The organism is Streptomyces sp. WAC 01529 (assembly GCF_003945545.1).
Lineage (GTDB): Bacteria > Actinomycetota > Actinomycetes > Streptomycetales > Streptomycetaceae > Streptomyces > Streptomyces anatolicus.
The window spans coordinates 2,251,944-2,266,455 of sequence record NZ_CP029617.1 but is presented as its reverse complement, the minus strand read 5'-3'; the positions used below and the strand labels follow the sequence as shown (position 1 = coordinate 2,266,455).

The window sequence follows — 14,512 nt, the reverse complement described above, 5'->3', positions numbered from 1 at the left end:
CGTTTGAGGAGCGGGGGTCCGGGGGCAGAGCCCCCGAGTCGCTCAGCCCCTCACGCGCTCAGCGGAAACTCCTGCCCCAACTCCCGGAAAACCGCCGTATTGAAAGCGAACGCGCGCCGGCACTCGTCGACGATCCGCTTCCTCTCCAGCTCGTCCGTGACGACCGAGTCGATCCCGTCGAGCAGCTCCCGGTACCCCCGCTTGAACGCGGCCGGGTTGGGGATCCCCTCGAACACATAGAACCGCACACCGTCGCCCTTGCGCGCGAAGCCCCAGGTCTGCTCGGCCTTGCCGCGGATGATCTGCCCGCCGGAGAGGTCGCCGAGGTAGCGGGTGTAGTGGTGGGCGACATAGCCGCCGGGCCAGGTGCGCGCGCACTCCGCGACCCGGGCCGCGTACGCCGCCGTGGCGGGCAGCGGGGCGAGGCCCGCGCGCCAGTCGGCGCCCCGCAGATGCGCGAGGTCGCGCTCCAGTTCGCGTACGCGCGCCAGCTCGGGCCGTATGAACGGCCCCGCGACGGGATCGTCGGCCAGGGCCTCGGCCCCGTCCTCCAGGGCGCGGTAGACGAACCAGAGCTGTTCCGTATAGCGCGCGTAGGCGTCGACGCCGAGCTTGCCGCCGAGCAGGTCGCTCATGAAGGTCGAGGTCTCGGCCTCGGTGTGCTGCTCGTGCGAGGCGGTGCGGATGACCGTCGAGAACGGCGTGCGCGGCGTGTCCATGAGGGGCCTCCAGGGGAGCCGGGGGACGGAGTGGCGGGAACCAGCGACCGTGTGGAGATCATGGCAAGTTAGGCTTACCTAAGTCAACTGGTTCCCGACGCCCTGTCGGTAAAAAAGCTACCCACTCCCGTCCCGGGGAACCACTCAGGGCAGCGTGAGGATCTCCGCCCCCGTCTCCGTCACCACCAGCGTGTGCTCGAACTGCGCGGTCCGCTTGCGGTCCTTGGTGACGACGGTCCAGCCGTCCTCCCACATGTCGTACTCGTGCGTGCCGAGCGTCAGCATCGGCTCGATCGTGAACGTCATGCCGGGCTTGATGGTGGTCGTCGCGTGCGGGCTGTCGTAGTGCGGGACGACCAGGCCGGAGTGGAAGGACGAGTTGATGCCGTGCCCGGTGAAGTCACGTACGACGCCGTAGCCGAAGCGCTTGGCGTACGACTCGATGACGCGGCCGATGATGTTGATCTGGCGGCCGGGCTTGACGGCCTTGATGGCGCGGTTGAGGGACTCGCGGGTGCGCTCGACGAGCAGCTTGGACTCCTCGTCGACGTTGCCGACGAGGTAGGTGGCGTTGTTGTCGCCGTGTACGCCGCCGATGTACGCCGTGACGTCGAGGTTGATGATGTCGCCGTCGTTCAGGACGGTGGAGTCCGGGATTCCGTGGCAGATGACCTCGTTGATCGAGCTGCACAGCGACTTCGGGAAGCCGCGGTAGCCGAGCGTGGAGGGGTAGGCGCCGTGGTCGCACATGTACTCGTGCGCGACGCGGTCCAGCTCATCGGTGGTGACGCCGGGGGCGATGTGCTTCGCGGCCTCTTCCATGGCGCGGGCGGCGATGCGGCCCGCGGTGCGCATCAGCTCGATGGTCTCGGGGGTCTGCACCTCCGGCCCCGTATACGGGGTGGGGGCGGGTTTCCCCACGTACTCCGGGCGCCTGATGTTGCCCGGTACGGAACGGATGGGGGAGAGCTCCCCTGGGACGAGCAGTGACTGGCCAGACATGCCAGCGAGTCTAGCCAGGGGTCTCGGGGCACGATGGCGTCAGGAACGAGAGGAGCGGGACATGGCACTGTTCAAGAAGCGGACGGTCGGCAAGCCGGGGGAGTGGTACTACTGCCTGGAGCACCGGAAGGTGGAGGAGGGCCCCGACTGCCCCGGCAAGGACCGGATGGGTCCCTACGCCACGCGTGGGGACGCGGAGCAGGCGATGCGGACGGCCGCGGAGCGCAATCTCCAGTGGGAGAACGATCCGCGCTGGCACGACTCGGTCACCCGGAGCGACGAGGAGTAGACCTCCTCGGCCCCTTGGGCCTGCCTTCCGGGCTTCGGGAACGGGCTGCGGCGCGGGCCGCGTCAGCCCGGCATCAGCGGGGCCGGGCAGCATCGGGCGGCCGCCACGCCCGCGTCCGCGGCGGCCGGGCCCCCGGGGGCCCGGCCCACCGCGCGGGCTCGATCCCCCAGGGATGGAGAGCTCCCCATGCTGAGGTTCCGTTCACCCCGTCCGCGCGCGGCCGACCCGGGCCTCGCCCCGACCTTCCTCCTGGCCCTCGTGCTGGCGCTGGCCTCGGCCCTGCTGCCGGTCGGCGGCGGGACGGCCGAGGCCGCGGCCACCGCGTCGGGCCGGCAGGCGGCCACCGCCTCCGGCCAGCAGATCAACATCGCCGCGACCCACACCGGCATGTGCCTGGAGGTAGCCAGGCAGGAGACCGGCGAACCCGTCAGGCAGCGGCGCTGCGCCGGGCGGGAAGGGGCGCTCTGGTACCTGAAGGTGTCCGCGGTCCACAGCGGGGCGGTGCAGATCGTCAGCGCCCTCAGCGGCAAGTGCATGGCGGTGGAGAACTCCAGCGCCGACAACGGCGCGGCCCTCGTGCAGGCGGAGTGCGGCGACCGGCCCGGCATGAGCTTCCTCTTCGAGAGCCACGGGGACGCCGCGCTGATCCAGCCGATGACGGCGAGCCCGCGCAAGTGCCTGGAGGTCACCGCCTCCGCCACCGCGGACGGTACGGCGCTGCGCCAGTGGACCTGCGACAACCAGCCGGGCGCCGACTTCACCCAGGGCAACTTCCGGGGCCTCAAGGAGGGCTGGATCAAGCTTCGCCCGGGCAGCGCGCCCGGCAAGTGCCTGACCGAGGGGCGCGCCGGGATCCTCAGCGTCCCGGTCGCCGTGCAGCGCTCGTGCGCGCAGGCCACGTCGCCGCGCACCTATCTGGCGCCGCAGGGCAACGGCCTGTTCAAGCTCCAGTGGCACAGCGCGCAGGCGGGCGTCCGCTGCCTCATGGTGTTCCCGGTCAGTACGGTGCCCGATCTGCTGGAGACCACGAGCGACTGCGCGAGCGCCAACGTCTTCTACATCGAGGCGGTCGACACGCCGGTGCCCAACACCTACCGCATCTACACGCTCCACACCCCCGAGCGGAAGTTCTGCGTGGGCATCACCAACAGCGCCACGACGGAGGGCGCCACGGCCAGACAGGAGCCGTGCACGGCAGACCGCACGGACCAGGTCTTTTTCATAGACGCGGAGTAACAGGAACCGAGTGCTGGGTAACGGGTGGGTGGGTGGGAGACCGCCGCGAAGCGGCGCCCAGAGGCAAGGGCACCGGGCGCCGGCCCGAGCTCACGGGGTGGACGGCTCCGTGAGGCCCCGCTCACGGCGAAGCTTCGCGTCCGCGTCCGTCCGGGCGTCGTACGAGACGAGCCGCGGCAGCACCGCCGTGAGGACGGCGACCGAGGCCACGCAGGCCAGGCCGCCGGACCAGATGGCCGACCGCGTCCCGGTCCAGCCCGCCGCCGCACCCGCGCGGACCTGCCCCAGCTGCGGCCCGACGCTGTAGGACAGCACCTCGATCCCCGCGAGCCGCCCCCGCAGCTCGTCGGGGATCGTCTGGTTCCAGATGGTCGAGCGCCCGAGCCCGCTCAGCATGTCCCCCGCGCCCGCGAGCGCCAGACACCCGAGCACCACCCATACGTTCGCGAACCAGCCCGCCGCCGTGATCGCGAGCCCCCACCCCGCCGCGCCGAACACCACGAGCAGCCCGTGCCGCCGCACCCGGGACGTCCACCCGCTGGTGAGGCTGAGCAGCAGCGAGCCGACCGCCCCGGCCGCGTACATCAGGCCGAGCGACCACTGGGCGTCCAGCTCGTCCGCGAGGAACGGGAAGATCGTGTTCGGGAAGGCGAAGAACATCGCCGCCATGTCGATCGCGTACGTACCCAGGAGCACCGGCCGCGACCACGCGTACCGCGCGCCCTCCGCGAGGCCCCGCAGCGACGGCTTCTCCGCGTCGTGCGCGGCGGGCGCGGGCGAGAGCCGGGTGCACAGCAGGACCGAGGCGGCGAAGCCGAGAATCGTCACCGCGTACGCGGCCGCGTGCCCGGCGTAGGCGACGACCAGGCCCGCGAGCGACGGCCCCGCGATCGCGCCCACGTTCCAGCGGAACGAGTTCAGCGCGGCGGCGGCCGTCAGCTGGTCGTGCGGCACGATCCGGGCCATCAGCGAGTCGAGCGCGGGCCGTTGCAGCCCGGCCAGCGCGGAGACACCGGCCGCGACGACGTACAAGGGCCACAGCAGCGGCGACGGAAGCAGCGCGTTCACCAGGAGGAGCACGGCCAGCAGGCCGAGGCCCGCCTCGCTCAGGAGGATCACCTTGCGCCGGTCGACGGCGTCGGCGAGCGCGCCGCCGTACAGCCCGAAGACGATCAGCGGCACCAGCTCGACGGCGCCCATCGCGCCGACCGCGACCGGTGAGTCCGTCAACTCCTTGATCTGCAGCGGCAGGGCGACGAGCGCCATGAAACCGCCGAAGTTCGTGACGAGCCCCTGCACCCACAGCAGCCGGAAATCCCGGGTGGAGCGCCAGGGGGAGAGGTCGGGCAGTATCGCGGAGAGAGGCACGGGAAACCATGCTCAGCGGCGACCGGTGCCTCGGGCAAACGATTTACCGCGCGCCCTTCTCGCGACCTCACCGGCGCCGGGACCGGCCGCGCTCACCACCGCGCCGTCGGCGGCGACGTCAGCTGGTCGGCGAGGCGCGAGAGCCGGTCACGGAAGCGTCGGCGGCCCCGCGCCACGGGGAGCGCGTTCTCACCGGCGGCCGCGCTCACCAGGTGCTGCACGGTGTCCAGATCGAGGTCGGCACCCGTGGAACCGTCCGACGAGTCCGACGAGTCCGACGAGTCCGACGAGTCCGACGAGTCCGGCGCGTCCGGTCCGTCCGGTCCGTCCGGCCCCCGCGGCACCGCGAGCGCCTCGTGCGACAGCGCGCTCAGGTCCCGGTCCCCGGAGCCGAGCGCGAGGACGGTCGCCCCGGCCCGCCTCGCGTCGTGCACGCGCGTCAGCAGCTCCGCGTCCGGCGCGTCCGGCGCCACGACCAGCAGCGTCTCGCCGCGCCGCGCGGCCTCGATCCGGCCGAGCCCGGTCGACAGATGTGCCGGATCGGAGGCGAGGACCCGGTGGCGTACGAGTGTCGGAGTCAGCTCCGGCGTGCCCGACCAGGCCGCCTCGTCCACCAGGTGGGCGGCCAGGTGCCACGGTTCGTACGCCCGCGTGCCCACCAGGAGCAGCCCGCCGCCGTGCGGCACCACGGACGAGCGCAGCGTCCCCGCGAAGCGGCGCGTGGCCCCGAGCCACTCGGTCCCAGCGAGCACTTCGCGCAGCAGCGCGACCCGTACGGCGTCCATGGCGTCGCATCCTGCCCGAACGGGCCAGTCGTGACCGGAAGTTCACCCGGAATTCCCCCGCGGTGGGGAAGGGCGGGGGATGACATATGAGACGTCTGTTCCCTTCCGCGCGGGGCGCGAGGGATACGCGAGCTTCCGCATACCGGCCGTCGTCACCACCGCCCCGGGCACCACCGCCCCCGGCAGCGTCCTCGCGTTCTGCGAGGGCCGCGTCGGCTCCCAGGAGGACTTCGGCGACATCGACATCGTCCTCAAGCGCTCCGCCGACGGCGGCCGCACGTGGGGCCCGCTCCAGGTCGTCGCCAAGAACGGCACCGACCTCGCGGGCAACCCCGCCCCCGTCGTCCTCGGCACCGGCCGGATCCTGCTCGTCCACGTCAGGAACGCCGCCGCGGCCACCGAGGACGCCATCCGCCGCGGCAAGGTCTCCGCGGCCGCCGGGCGGCGCGTCTGGGTGCAGCACAGCGACGACGCCGGCCTCACCTGGTCCGCGCCGCGCGAGATCACCGCGCAGGTGAAGAAGGCGCACTGGCGGTGGTACGCGACCACCCCCGGGCACGCCATCCAGCTGACCGGCGGCCGGATCGTCGTCCCCGCCAACCACTCGCTGCCCCCGACCGGCACGGACAACGGCACCGAGGGCAAGTACAACGGCGGCCACTGCCTGCTCAGCGACGACTCCGGCGCCACCTGGCGCATCGGCTACATCGACGACAACACCAACGGCTACATCAACGTGAACGAGACCACCGCCGCCGAACTCCCCGACGGCCGCCTGTACTTCAACACCCGCAACGACTCCCCGGCACCGGGCAACCGCGCCGACGCCCACTCCCGCGACGGCGGCCGGAGCCTCGTCAAACCCTTCCGCCCCCAGGCGTCCCTCACCGGTCCCGTCGTCGAGGGCAGCGTCCTCCAGCTGCGCGACCCCGACGTGCTCCTCTTCTCCGGCCCCGCCGACCCCGGCTTCCGCGCCCTGATGACCGTGCGCCGCTCCCTCGACTGCGGCACCACCTGGGAACCCGCCCACACCGTCGACGGTCTCCCGGCGGCCTACTCCGACCTCGTACGCCTCGACGAGGAGACCGTCGGGCTGCTCTACGAGACGGGGGACTTCAGCGCGTACGAGACGATCACGTTCCGGCGGATCCCGGTGGCCGAACTGGTGAACACCCGGGAAGGCGCGTAAGCCCTGTGACCGGTGAGTAGGGTCGCCCCATGACCTCTACAGACAGTGCGCAGAACGCCCCCGCCGAGACCCCCGCCAAGGCCCCGGCCAAGGACCCCTGGGAGCTGCCCGACGTGTCCGGGCTCGTCGTCGGAGTCCTCGGCGGCACCGGCGACCAGGGGCGCGGCCTCGCCTACCGCCTGGCCCGCGCCGGACAGAAGGTGATCATCGGCTCCCGCGCGGCGGAGCGGGCGCGGACGGCCGCCGAGGAGCTGGGCCACGGCGTCGAGGGCGCCGAGAACGCGGAGTGCGCGCGGCGCAGCGACATCGTCATCGTCGCCGTGCCGTGGGACGGCCACGGCAAGACCCTTGAAGCCCTGCGCGAGGAGCTGCGCGGCAAGCTCGTCGTCGACTGCGTCAACCCGCTCGGCTTCGACAAGAAGGGCGCCTACGCCCTCAAGCCCGAGGAGGGCAGCGCCGCCGAGCAGGCCGCCGCCCTGCTGCCGGACTCCCGCGTCACCGCCGCCTTCCACCACCTGTCGGCCGTGCTGCTCCAGGACCCCGCCATCGAGGAGATCGACACGGACGTCATGGTCCTCGGCGAGAGCCGCGCGGACACCGACGTGGTGCAGGCGCTCGCCGCCCGCATCCCCGGCATGCGCGGCGTCTTCGCCGGGCGCCTGCGCAACGCCCACCAGGTCGAGTCCCTGGTCGCCAACCTGATCTCCGTCAACCGCCGCTACAAGGCGCACGCGGGGCTGCGGGTCACCGACGTGTAGGGCGCGGGCGGGCATGGGGGACACATGGGGGAGACTGGACGGGTACGACCGCACGCCCCCGGGCGTCCCCCGCTTCATCCGACAGGAGCCGACCCCCATGCCCCGCCTCGCTCTCTACGCCCTCGTGGTCTGCGCGCTCGCCGTCGTCGCCGCCGTGCTCTCCTTCGCGCAGGGCAGCTGGCTCGGCGTCGTCTGGGTGCTGCTCGCGGGGCTCTCGTCGAACATGGCCTGGTTCTACCTGCGCCGCGCCAAGCTCCAGCGGGACGCGGCGGTCCCGACCGGCCCTACGAACTGATCGCGGGCGGGACCTCCCCGGAGCCCTCCCAGAAGCGGTACAGCTCCTGGCCCCAGTAGCTGTCCCAGTCGCTGACGCCGAGGCCGCGCAGGATCGCGTCGATCGCGTCGAAGAACGCGTGGTTGACCTCCGGGATCCACAGCACGGCGAAGACGGCGAGCAGCCCGAACGGCGCGAACGGCTCCACCTGGCGGCGGATCCCGTGCGAGAGCCAGGGCTCGATCACGCCGTAACCGTCCAGGCCCGGGATGGGCAGGGAGTTCAGGATCGCCGCCGTCACCTGGAGCAGGGCGAGGAAGGCGAGCGCGTAGCGGAACGCGTCCGGCACGCCGTCCAGGGCGTCCAGCCAGAAAGGCGCCGTGCAGACCAGCGCGAACAGTACGTTCGTCAGCGGGCCCGCCGCCGAGATCAGGCTGTGCCGCCAGCGGCCCCGGATCCGCCCCCGCTCGATGAAGACCGCGCCGCCGGGCAGGCCGATGCCGCCCATGATCACGAAGAGCACGGGCAGCACGACGCTGAGCAGGGCGTGCGTGTACTTGAGCGGGTTCAGCGTCAGATAGCCCTTCGCGCCGATCGAGATGTCGCCGCTGTGCAGGGCGGTGCGCGCGTGCGCGTACTCGTGCAGGCAGAGCGAGACGATCCAGGCGGCCGTCACGAACAGGAAGACGGCGAGCCCGGGATTGCTCGCGAAGCCGGTCCAGGCGGCCCAGCCGGATACCGCCGTGACGGCGGCGATCCCGAGAAAGACGGGACTGATCCGCCGGTCGCTGCTGCGGAGTGGGGCGGTGGTCATGGGGCGGGGCTCCTGTGGTCCTGGTACGGGAAACGTGCCCGACCGTAGCGCTCGTATGCCCAACACGTCTCGCTCGCGTGGCCCGGCCCGACGGGGCATGATGCCCGCGTGGCGGCAGAGAACGCGGAGAGCGTTGAACACACCGAGGACGGTCACTTCATCATCGTCAAGGGGCGGCGCTGGCGGGCCACGGACCCCGGCCTCGCCGAGGACGTGAAGGAGCGGCTTGTCCACCATCTGATGGCGGCCCGCCGGGCGGTCGCCGCCGCTCGCGACGACGAAGCCGCGCGCAAGGCGGCCCGATCCCGCGTGCAGCTCGCGAAGACGGGGCTGGGGGAACGCGGCACGGCGTGGTGGGAGCTGCCCCTCGCCGAACGGCGCGCGCGTGCGGATGACTGCCTGCGCCGACTGGAGGCGGACTGAGCAACCCGTGGCCCGGGGCGCCGCACATGTCAGGATCCGAGGGGCGTCGCCGCCTCAGCTCGCGCGGCGCGTGAGTGCGCGGCGCAGCACCTTGGCGAGCACGGCCGGACGGAACAGCAGCGAGGGCGCGGCCGTCATGTTCAGCACGCGGACGAACCGCGCCCATATGCCCGGGTCGTGCACGGCGAGCGCGAAGATCTGCTGGTTGTACCAGTGGGCGAAGCGTGCGGGTATGGGTTGCCCGGTGGGGGCCCACATGAGGTCGGAGCTGGTGGCCATGGTCCATGGGACATGGACGACACGGGCCGCGGCACGGTGGTAGGCGCGGCTGAGGCCGTCGAGGCCGGACGCGCCGGCCGTGCGGCGGCGCAGCAGACGGCCGAGCAGCTCCGCTTCGAGCGCGGCGACCGTGAGCCCTTGTCCGTAGACCGGGTTGAAGACGCAGAGCGAGTCGCCGACCGCGATCAGGCGTTCGGGCCAGCGGGGGTTCTTGTGGTGGAGGCGCCACTCGTTGCCGGGGTTGGTGTAGCGGTGGATCTCTCCCTGCCGGGTACCGCGCTTGATCTGTTCGGCGAGACGGGGATTGCCGAGGCTGTGGGCGAAGTCGAGGTACCCCTCGTCGTCGGTGGGCGGCACCTGCTGATCGAAGCCGAACAGTGAGTACATCCAGCGATGGTGCTCCACGGCCAGCACCACCCCGCCGCGCGGAACGCCGGGCGCGAAGGTCATCTGGTACGCGACGTCGAAGTCCTGCTGGTCCTGCGGTGGGCGTACGTAGCACGCCGAGGTGTAGGTGATCTTCGCTCGGACGACGGTCCTGGCGGAGACCGGCAGCTTCGCGTCGGCGAGCCACCGGTCGACGGACGTGGAGCGGCCCGAGGCGTCCACGACCAGATCAGCGGTGACTTCGGTGGACTCGTCGGCGCCATGGGCGCGGTAGCGGACCCGGTCCAGGCGGCCGGGGGCGCTCGCCGTCACCGTCTCGCAGTGGGTCGCCGCGAGCAGCCGCACCGCCGCGAGGGCCGACACCCTTTGCCGCAGGCGGCGTTCGAGTTCGTCGCGCGTGAAGCTCTGGACCGGTACGCCCACCGGGTCGGTCGGCGCGTAGCCGGTCGGCAGCAGGAAGCTGATCCGCTCGCCGTAGTCGAACACGGGCGCTCCCACGTCCGCCAGTTCCTCCCGCAGTCCGGGAAAGAGACCCTCCAGCGCGTCGCCGCCCCGCGCGAGCAACGCGTGCGCGTGGTAGCCCTGGGGGACGTGGGGGTGCACACCCGTGTCCGAGCGCAGCGGATCGCGCTCCAGGACGAGTACCTCGTCGAAGTGATCGGCCAGGACCCGCGCGGTCACGAGCCCGGCGTAGCCGCCACCGATGACGACGGCCCGCTCCCAGCGGGCGCGGGGCGACGAGTTGTGCTGATTCTTGGCCATGGAGGTCCCGTTCCCTAGTCCCGAGTCCGCGAGTCCGCACCGGAGTATCGCCGCAGCCGTGACGGAGCCCGACCGGGCCCAGTCGTGTTTCCGACCCCACGCCATGAGATCGGCCGCCGCGTACGGCGCCTCCGCCGGGCCCTCAACCCGCGGTCCCGCACCGCGAGAGCCAACTCGTCGCTCGCCGGGGCGCGCCGCCAACTACGGCTGAATCCCGCCGGTACCCGGGCAAACATCGCGCGGGCCGGATCATCGCATCGAGCTAACTCCCCGACTTTCCTTGGTGCGGCGGGCGAGGCGGCCTTTAGCGTTCTTCTGGATCCGGGCGGGCTCCCGCCCATATATCCCCTTCTATTTCCCTTGCCCCTTTCCTCCTTCCCTCTGGTGCCCGGCCCTGCCCGCGTACGCGCGTCACACCCCTGACCAAGGAGACCTCGCCCGATGACTGTTGACTCGAGCCCGGATACGCGGCTGGAGCTGCCCCGGCAGTCCAGCCTGGGCACGGCCGCTGCCCGCAACCTCACCACCACGACCAAGTCCGCCCCGCAGATGCAGGAGATCACCTCCCGCTGGCTGCTGCGGATGCTCCCCTGGGTGGAGACCAAGGGCGGCGCCTACCGCGTCAACCGGCGTCTGAGCTACACCGTCGGCGACGGGTCCGTGGAGTTCGTCCAGGACGGCGCCGACGTCCGGGTGATCCCCCGCGAACTGGGTGAACTGGCGCCGCTGCGCGGCTTCGACGACGTGGAGGTGCTGACCGCCCTCGCCGACCGGTGCGTCCAACGCGACTTCCGCAGCGGTGAGAGGCTGGTGGAGCGCGGCAGGCCCGCGGGCGAGCTGTACCTGATCGCCCACGGCCGCATCGGCCAGACCACCGTCGGCAACTACGGCGGCGAGGTCGCCCTCGACGTACTCGCCGACGGCGACCACTTCGGAGCGCACGCTCTGCTGGACGAGGACGCCAGGTGGGAGCAGACCGCGACCGCCGAGACGCCCGGCACGCTGCTGACCCTGTCACGCGCCGACCTCGCGGCCGTGCTGTCCACGGCGCCGAGCCTGCGGGACCACCTCGAAGAGTTCAAGTCGCGCTCCCGCCGGCGGCAGAACCATCGCGGTGAGGCGGAGATCGCGATGTCGGCCGGGCACACCGGCGAGCACGAGTTGCCCGGCGCCTTCGTCGACTACGAACTGAAGCCGCGCGAGTACGAACTCTCCGTCGCGCAGACCATTCTGCGCGTCCACACGCGGGTCGCCGACCTCTACAACGGGCCGATGAACCAGACGGAGGAGCAACTCAGGCTCACCATCGAGGCGTTGCGCGAGCGCCAGGAGCACGAGCTGATCAACAACCGGGAGTTCGGGCTGCTCCACAACGCCGACTTCAAGCAGCGGATCCAGCCGCACTCCGGCCCGCCGACCCCGGACGACCTCGACGATCTGCTCTGCCGCCGCCGCGGGTCGAAGTTCTTCCTGGCGCACCCCAGGACGATCGCGGCGATCGGACGTGAGTTCAACGCGCGCGGGCTCTACCCGGACCACGTCGACCTCGGCGGTCAGCAGGTCCCGGCCTGGCGAGGGGTCCCGATCCTCCCCTGCAACAAGATCCCCATCACCGAGGAGCGGACCAGCTCGATCCTCTGCATGCGTACCGGAGAGGAGAACCAGGGAGTCATCGGGCTGCACCAGACCGGCCTGCCGGAGGAGTTCGAACCGGGTCTGTCGGTCCGCTTCATGGGTCTCGACGAGAAGGCGATCACCTCATACCTCGTCAGCGCCTACTACTCCGCCGCCATCCTCGTACCGGACGCGGTCGGCGTACTGGAGAACGTACAGATCGCCCACTGGCCCAGCTAGGGCCGGACCCGGCCAGCCGCCCACCCCACAAGGAGCCATGGATGCCCGCGCCCGAGCTGACACCTCCGCGGTCCGGCCTGCCGGAGGCCGCGCCCTTCGGGGCGCACGTCCTCGCTGACGCCGCGGCCCGAGCCCACGACATCAAGGCCGCTGTCGGCGGCCCGACTCGTGCGTCCTCCTCGCCCGGCCCGCCCCCGATCTCCCCGCCGGCCCCCCCGGCCCCGCCTGCGCTCGATGCTCCCCCCAGTGCTCCGGTGGCCGACGTGCCGGCGCCGGGAGCCGCCCTGGAGCGGGCCCTGCGCGGACCCAGCGGTCTGGGGACGGCGGGCCTGCGCCTGTTCCGGCGCGAGGAGCCGGCGCCGCCTTCGGAACCGTCGGCGGCCCCGGCGCAGGGCCCGGCCGTTCCGGGTCTCTACCACCACCCGGTGCCCGAGCCCGACCCGGCGAAGGTCGAGGAGGTCAGCCGCAGGATCAAATCCTGGGCGCTGGACGAGGTAACCCTGTATCCCGATGACTGGGAGGAGCAGTTCGACGGCTTCTCCGTGGGCCGCTACATGGTGGCCTGCCACCCGGACGCCCCGAGCATCGACCACCTGATGGTCGCCACCCGGCTGATGGTCGCCGAGAACGCGGTGGACGACTGCTACTGCGAGGACCACGGAGGCTCACCCATCGGCCTCGGAGGGCGCCTCCTCCTCGCGCACACCGCCCTCGACCCCCTGTACACGACGCGGGAGTACCAGCCGCGGTGGGCACAGTCGCTGCACGCGGACGCCCCTCGGCGTGCCTACCGCTCCGCCATGGAGTACTTCGTCGGTACGGCCAGCCCCGCCCAGGCCGACCGGTACCGGCACGACATGGCCCGACTGCACATGGGATACCTCGCCGAGGCCGCCTGGGCCCAGACGGAGTACGTACCCGAGGTGTGGGAGTACCTGGCGATGCGCCAGTTCAACAACTTCCGCCCCTGCCCGACCATCACCGACACCGTCGGCGGCTACGAACTGCCGGCGGACCTGCACGCCCGGCCCGACATGCAGAAGGTCATCGCGCTCGCCGGCAACGCGACGACCATCGTGAACGACCTGTACTCGTACACCAAGGAACTCGACGCCCCCGGAAGGCACTTGAACCTGCCCACCGTGCTCGCCGACCGCGAGGGCCTCTCCGAGCGGGACGCCTACCTGAAGGCCGTCGAGGTCCACAACGACCTCATGAACGAATTCGAGGCCGAGGCCGCGGCCCTGGCCGCCGCGTGCCCCGTCCCGAGCGTGCCGCGCTTCCTGAAGGGCGTGGCCGCATGGGTCGACGGCAACCACTACTGGCACCGGACCAACACCTACCGATACAGCCTGCCCGACTTCTGGTAAGAGAACTCGCGGCAAGAGAACGGACTCATCTGTGACCAGCAGCACCCGGCTCAGCGCCACCTCCGCCGACACCCGCCCGCGCATCCCCGGCCCGGCGACGCCCTACCAGGGCGACATCGCCCGCTACTGGGACGGGGAGGCCAGGCCCGTCAACCTGCGCCTCGGCGACGTCGACGGCCTCTACCACCACCACTACGGCATCGGCGACGTCGACCACGCCGCCCTGGGCGAAGCCGACGACTCCGAGCACGAGAAGAAGCTGATCGCCGAACTCCACCGCCTGGAGTCGGCGCAGACCGAGGTGCTCCTGGATCACCTCGGCGACATCGGGCGCGACGACACGCTCGTGGACGCCGGCTGCGGCCGGGGCGGTTCCATGGTCATGGCCCACCAGCGCTTCGGATGCAAGGTCGAGGGCGTCACCCTCTCGGCCAAGCAGGCCGACTTCGCCAACCGGCGCGCCCAGGAACTGCGCATTCCCGACCACGTCCGCGCCCGGGTGTGCAACATGCTCGACATGCCCTTCGGGACAGGGCAGGTGGCGGGCTCGTGGAACAACGAATCGAGCATGTACGTCGACCTGCACGACCTCTTCGCCGAGCACTCCCGGATCCTTGAGGTCGGCGGCCGCTATGTGACCATCACCGGCTGCTGGAACCCGCGTTACGGCCAGCCGTCGAAGTGGGTCTCCCAGATCAACGCCCACTTCGAGTGCAACATCCACTCCCGCCGGGAGTATCTGCGCGCCATGGCCGACAACCGCCTCGTACCGCAGGCCGTCGTCGACCTGACTCCCGCGACCCTGCCCTACTGGGAGCTGCGGGCCACGTCGTCCCTGGTCACCGGCATCGAAGAGGCCTTCATCGAGTCGTACAAGGACGGCTCCTTCCAGTACGTCCTGATCGCAGCGGACCGCGTCTGACGCTTCCGGCACGGGGAAACGGGGGGTGGGTGGGAAAACCCCCTGCGGCACGATGAGGCGCGGGGCAACGGGCAGGCGGGC

Annotated in this window: 15 protein-coding genes; 9 read left to right on the top strand and 6 right to left on the bottom strand. The window is 71.5% G+C overall.

Translation table 11 applies throughout. The annotated features are described in order from the left end of the window. Positions 1 to 50 precede the first annotated feature (50 nt). On the bottom strand, positions 51 to 719 hold the full coding sequence (locus DMA15_RS10230) for a biliverdin-producing heme oxygenase (protein WP_125512466.1): 669 nt from the start codon (positions 717 to 719) through the stop codon (positions 51 to 53). Between the two features lie 144 nt (positions 720 to 863). After that, a complete protein-coding gene (map, locus tag DMA15_RS10225; RefSeq protein WP_125512465.1) occupies positions 864 to 1,721 on the bottom strand; it encodes a type I methionyl aminopeptidase in 858 nt (285 codons plus the stop codon). Positions 1,722 to 1,782: 61 nt separating this feature from the next. On the opposite strand from map, the gene DMA15_RS10220 reads away from it, so the two are divergent. Both DMA15_RS10220 and DMA15_RS10215 read left to right on the top strand, forming a co-directional pair. Then, the gene (locus DMA15_RS10220; RefSeq protein ID WP_125512464.1) at positions 1,783 to 2,010 is read left to right on the top strand and encodes a hypothetical protein; all 228 of its coding nucleotides are present in this window, start codon (positions 1,783 to 1,785) and stop codon (positions 2,008 to 2,010) included. 186 nt (positions 2,011 to 2,196) lie between these two features. Further along, positions 2,197 to 3,246 carry an RICIN domain-containing protein gene (locus DMA15_RS10215; RefSeq protein WP_125512463.1) on the top strand — a complete coding sequence of 350 codons (1,050 nt, stop codon included), beginning with the start codon at positions 2,197 to 2,199 and terminating at the stop codon, positions 3,244 to 3,246. Between the two features lie 90 nt (positions 3,247 to 3,336). Here the strand turns inward: DMA15_RS10215 and DMA15_RS10210 are convergent, their stop codons facing one another. Then, positions 3,337 to 4,614, bottom strand: coding sequence for an MFS transporter (locus DMA15_RS10210; RefSeq protein ID WP_125512462.1), 1,278 nt, complete (start codon positions 4,612 to 4,614; stop codon positions 3,337 to 3,339). A 92-nt stretch (positions 4,615 to 4,706) separates the two neighbouring features. Next, the gene (locus tag DMA15_RS10205; protein WP_125512461.1) at positions 4,707 to 5,399 is read right to left on the bottom strand and encodes a hypothetical protein; all 693 of its coding nucleotides are present in this window, start codon (positions 5,397 to 5,399) and stop codon (positions 4,707 to 4,709) included. A gap of 79 nt (positions 5,400 to 5,478) precedes the next feature. Between DMA15_RS10205 and DMA15_RS10200 the strand changes: the two genes are divergently transcribed. The 3 genes from DMA15_RS10200 to DMA15_RS10190 all read left to right on the top strand — a co-directional run bounded on the left by DMA15_RS10200 (position 5,479) and on the right by DMA15_RS10190 (position 7,641). Next, positions 5,479 to 6,588, top strand: coding sequence for a sialidase family protein (locus DMA15_RS10200; protein ID WP_125512460.1), 1,110 nt, complete (start codon positions 5,479 to 5,481; stop codon positions 6,586 to 6,588). A 29-nt stretch (positions 6,589 to 6,617) separates the two neighbouring features. Then, positions 6,618 to 7,346 (top strand): NADPH-dependent F420 reductase, encoded by a 729-nt coding sequence (npdG, locus tag DMA15_RS10195; protein ID WP_125512459.1) that lies wholly within the window; start codon positions 6,618 to 6,620, stop codon positions 7,344 to 7,346. 97 nt (positions 7,347 to 7,443) lie between these two features. After that, a complete protein-coding gene (locus tag DMA15_RS10190; RefSeq protein WP_125512458.1) occupies positions 7,444 to 7,641 on the top strand; it encodes a hypothetical protein in 198 nt (65 codons plus the stop codon). Here DMA15_RS10190 and DMA15_RS10185 read toward each other — a convergent pair. Next, positions 7,631 to 8,434 (bottom strand): site-2 protease family protein, encoded by an 804-nt coding sequence (locus DMA15_RS10185; protein WP_125512457.1) that lies wholly within the window; start codon positions 8,432 to 8,434, stop codon positions 7,631 to 7,633. The genes DMA15_RS10190 and DMA15_RS10185 overlap by 11 nt on opposite strands. Before the next feature lie 108 nt (positions 8,435 to 8,542). Between DMA15_RS10185 and DMA15_RS10180 the strand changes: the two genes are divergently transcribed. Continuing rightward, positions 8,543 to 8,857 carry a hypothetical protein gene (locus DMA15_RS10180; protein ID WP_125512456.1) on the top strand — a complete coding sequence of 105 codons (315 nt, stop codon included), beginning with the start codon at positions 8,543 to 8,545 and terminating at the stop codon, positions 8,855 to 8,857. A gap of 54 nt (positions 8,858 to 8,911) precedes the next feature. On the opposite strand, the gene DMA15_RS10175 is transcribed toward DMA15_RS10180, so the two are convergent. Next, a complete protein-coding gene (locus DMA15_RS10175; RefSeq protein WP_164551718.1) occupies positions 8,912 to 10,285 on the bottom strand; it encodes an FAD-dependent monooxygenase in 1,374 nt (457 codons plus the stop codon). A gap of 441 nt (positions 10,286 to 10,726) precedes the next feature. Between DMA15_RS10175 and DMA15_RS10170 the strand changes: the two genes are divergently transcribed. The 3 genes from DMA15_RS10170 to DMA15_RS10160 are packed head-to-tail and all read left to right on the top strand — an operon-like array spanning position 10,727 to position 14,431. After that, positions 10,727 to 12,139: a family 2B encapsulin nanocompartment shell protein gene (locus DMA15_RS10170; protein ID WP_125512454.1), complete on the top strand. Its 1,413-nt coding sequence runs from the start codon at positions 10,727 to 10,729 to the stop codon at positions 12,137 to 12,139. 41 nt (positions 12,140 to 12,180) lie between these two features. After that, entirely contained in the window at positions 12,181 to 13,509 is a 1,329-nt protein-coding gene (locus DMA15_RS10165) for a family 2 encapsulin nanocompartment cargo protein terpene cyclase (RefSeq protein ID WP_125512453.1), read from the top strand. A 31-nt stretch (positions 13,510 to 13,540) separates the two neighbouring features. Next, the gene (locus tag DMA15_RS10160) at positions 13,541 to 14,431 is read left to right on the top strand and encodes a geranyl diphosphate 2-C-methyltransferase (protein ID WP_125512452.1); all 891 of its coding nucleotides are present in this window, start codon (positions 13,541 to 13,543) and stop codon (positions 14,429 to 14,431) included. The last annotated feature ends 81 nt before the right edge of the window (positions 14,432 to 14,512 follow it).

What these genes read in the sequence shown, in the direction of transcription:
- DMA15_RS10230 (WP_125512466.1), bottom strand. Translation starts at nt 719, where the DNA reads ATGGACACGCCGCGCACGCCGTTCTCGACGGTCATCCGCACCGCCTCG.
- map (WP_125512465.1), bottom strand. Translation starts at nt 1,721, where the DNA reads ATGTCTGGCCAGTCACTGCTCGTCCCAGGGGAGCTCTCCCCCATCCGT.
- DMA15_RS10220 (WP_125512464.1), top strand. Translation starts at nt 1,783, where the DNA reads ATGGCACTGTTCAAGAAGCGGACGGTCGGCAAGCCGGGGGAGTGGTAC.
- DMA15_RS10215 (WP_125512463.1), top strand. Translation starts at nt 2,197, where the DNA reads ATGCTGAGGTTCCGTTCACCCCGTCCGCGCGCGGCCGACCCGGGCCTC.
- DMA15_RS10205 (WP_125512461.1), bottom strand. Translation starts at nt 5,399, where the DNA reads ATGGACGCCGTACGGGTCGCGCTGCTGCGCGAAGTGCTCGCTGGGACC.
- DMA15_RS10200 (WP_125512460.1), top strand. Translation starts at nt 5,479, where the DNA reads ATGACATATGAGACGTCTGTTCCCTTCCGCGCGGGGCGCGAGGGATAC.
- npdG (WP_125512459.1), top strand. Translation starts at nt 6,618, where the DNA reads ATGACCTCTACAGACAGTGCGCAGAACGCCCCCGCCGAGACCCCCGCC.
- DMA15_RS10190 (WP_125512458.1), top strand. Translation starts at nt 7,444, where the DNA reads ATGCCCCGCCTCGCTCTCTACGCCCTCGTGGTCTGCGCGCTCGCCGTC.
- DMA15_RS10185 (WP_125512457.1), bottom strand. Translation starts at nt 8,434, where the DNA reads ATGACCACCGCCCCACTCCGCAGCAGCGACCGGCGGATCAGTCCCGTC.
- DMA15_RS10175 (WP_164551718.1), bottom strand. Translation starts at nt 10,285, where the DNA reads ATGGCCAAGAATCAGCACAACTCGTCGCCCCGCGCCCGCTGGGAGCGG.
- DMA15_RS10170 (WP_125512454.1), top strand. Translation starts at nt 10,727, where the DNA reads ATGACTGTTGACTCGAGCCCGGATACGCGGCTGGAGCTGCCCCGGCAG.
- DMA15_RS10165 (WP_125512453.1), top strand. Translation starts at nt 12,181, where the DNA reads ATGCCCGCGCCCGAGCTGACACCTCCGCGGTCCGGCCTGCCGGAGGCC.